The organism is bacterium (assembly GCA_016873475.1).
Taxonomy (GTDB): Bacteria; Krumholzibacteriota; Krumholzibacteriia; order JACNKJ01; family JACNKJ01; genus VGXI01.
In genome coordinates this window covers 1-2,295 of the sequence record VGXI01000342.1, presented here as the reverse complement: position 1 = coordinate 2,295, position 2,295 = coordinate 1, and the positions used below count along the sequence as shown (strand labels likewise).

The following is a 2,295-nucleotide window of genomic DNA, read 5'->3' as shown; positions in this document are numbered from 1 at the left end:
GTCGTCGGCCGCCGCGGTGAGTTGCGCGGAGTAGGACTCGAAGGAAATGCCGTCGGTGATCTTCGAGACCGTGTAGCTCTGCGGGTTGATGATGGTGACGCTCGATCCTGCCCAGCCCTTCAGGACCTCGGCGAAGCGGGTGGCGGCCATGGCTCATACTCCTTTGCTTTGCTGCGGCGCCGGGAACTCCGGCCGCGCAGAAGATAGCGCAGGCGGCCTCGCCGTGTAAAGCCCTCTGCCCCTTGCTTCTAGACGGCCAAAGTCCTAGGATGGGCTGGCGCAGCGAGGCAGCGTGCACGCCGCGCGGCGACCGGCGCCGGCAGTGCCCGGCACCCCGCGAGGAGAGGGAGATGGAACTCAAGCAGGGCATGGTCATCAAGGTCATCACCAGCGCGGACCGGCTCTTCAAGGGCAGGGTCGTCGAGGTCCACCCCGACGGTTGGTTTGTGATGGTGCAGGAATTGGGCGATCGTGTGCAGATCAACCCAGCGCACATCGTCGCCATCGAGGAGTAACCGCAGTGGGCGGCTCGGCCGCCGGAAGGAGGAACCATGGTCAAGAACATGGGTAGCGTCGATCGACTCGTCCGCCTCGTGCTGGGCGCGATCATCCTGCTGGTCAGCATCGGCGCCAAGTCCTGGTGGGCGCTGATCGGCGCCGTGCTCATCGTCACCGCGCTCGTCAAGAGCTGCCCCCTGTACGTCCCCTTCCGCTTCAGCACCAACAAGGACAAGACGCAGTAGCCCCCTCGGGGGCGCCGCCCCCGAGCCTGCCGGGGGCGAGACCCCCACGCACAAGGAGTCAGCATGAGCGGTGAGCAGCGCGTGTCGCTGAGCCCGAGCGGCGAGGCCTTCCCGCTGCCCGGGCCGGCCGAGTACGCCGCCGAGTACGAGCGCCTGGCGGGGATCGTCGCCGAGAGGCGCGCGGCGGGCATGGAGATCGTGGTGGTGATGGGCGTCGGTTTCGTGGGCGCCGTGATGGCGGCCGTCGTGGCCGACACGGTGGACAAGGCGAGCGGCAAGCCCGCCAAGTTCGTCATCGGCATGCAGCGGCCCAGCGAGCGCAGCTTCTGGAAGATCCCGCTGCTCAACCGCGGCATCTCGCCGGTGAAGGCCGAAGACCCCGAAGTCGACCCAATGATCCGGCGGTGTGTAATCGAGAAGGGCACCTTGATGGCGACCTTCAACCCGGATGTGCTGAAGCTCGCCGATGTGGTGGTGGTCGACGTGCAGTGCGACTACCTCAAGAACGACCTCGGCAAGCTGCACACCGGCCGCACCGAGATGGAGGCGCTCGAGAGAAGCTTCGTCACCATCGCCGAGCGCATCCCGGCGGCGTGCCTGGTGCTGATCGAGACGACCGTGGCGCCGGGCACCACCGAGCACGTCGCCCTGCCCGTGCTGCGCGAGAAGTTCGCCGCGCGGGGCATCGCGACGGAGCCCCTGCTCGCCCACTCCTACGAGCGCGTGATGCCGGGGCGGGAGTACGTGAAGAGCATCCGCGACTTCTGGCGCGTGTGCAGCGGCGTCAATCCGGAGAGCCGGCGCCGCGTGGAGAAGTTCCTGCGCGAGGTGCTCAACACCGAGCAGTTCCCGCTCACCGTGCTCGATCGGCCGATCGAGAGCGAGACCTGCAAGATCGTCGAGAACAGCTTCCGGGCCACCCTGCTCGCCTTCATGGACGAGTGGAGCCTCTTCGCTGAGAGGAACGGCGTGGACCTGGCCAAGGTGATCAAGGCCATCCGCGTGCGGCCCACGCACGACAACATGATGTTCCCCGGCCCGGGCATCGGCGGCTACTGCCTGCCCAAGGACGGCGGCCTGGGCCTGTGGGCCTACAAGCACATCCTCGGCTTCGAGGACAATCCCTTCAAGATCACGCCCCTGGCGATCGACATCAACGACACGCGCGCCCTGCACGTGGCCGAACTGGTGCGCGACGGCCTCGAGGAGATGGGCCACACGGTGGGCGGCGCGAAGCTGCTGCTGCTGGGCGCCTCCTACCGCGAGGACGTGGGCGACACGCGCTACAGCGGCAGCGAGCTGGTCGTGCGCAAGCTGACCGAGATGGGCGCTCTGATGAGCGTGCACGACCCCTACGTCGAGCACTGGTGGGAGTTCGAGCAACAGGAGACCTACCCGACGCCGGGCTACAGCTGGGCGCGCTTCTTCCGCAACCAGGAGCGCCTTACCGAGCTGCGCGTGCAGCGCGACCTCAACACGGCCCTGCGCGGCGCGCAGGGGGTGATCCTCGCCGCGCGCCACGCCGAGTACCTGGCGCGCGAGCCCGAGCCCC

The 2,295-nt window shown here is 67.9% G+C and carries 2 protein-coding genes; both read left to right on the top strand.

The genetic code is table 11. The features are described from left to right. Positions 1-551: 551 nt before the first annotated feature. The gene (locus FJ251_15575; GenBank protein ID MBM4119123.1) at positions 552-743 is read left to right on the top strand and encodes a DUF2892 domain-containing protein; all 192 of its coding nucleotides are present in this window, start codon (positions 552-554) and stop codon (positions 741-743) included. A gap of 63 nt (positions 744-806) precedes the next feature. After that, the coding region (locus FJ251_15570) for a GDP-mannose dehydrogenase (GenBank protein MBM4119122.1) at positions 807-2,295 on the top strand (1,489 nt) is incomplete at its 3' end.

Excerpts from the sequence above, each read along its gene's own strand:
- FJ251_15575 (MBM4119123.1), top strand. The coding sequence starts at position 552 with ATGGTCAAGAACATGGGTAGCGTCGATCGACTCGTCCGCCTCGTGCTG.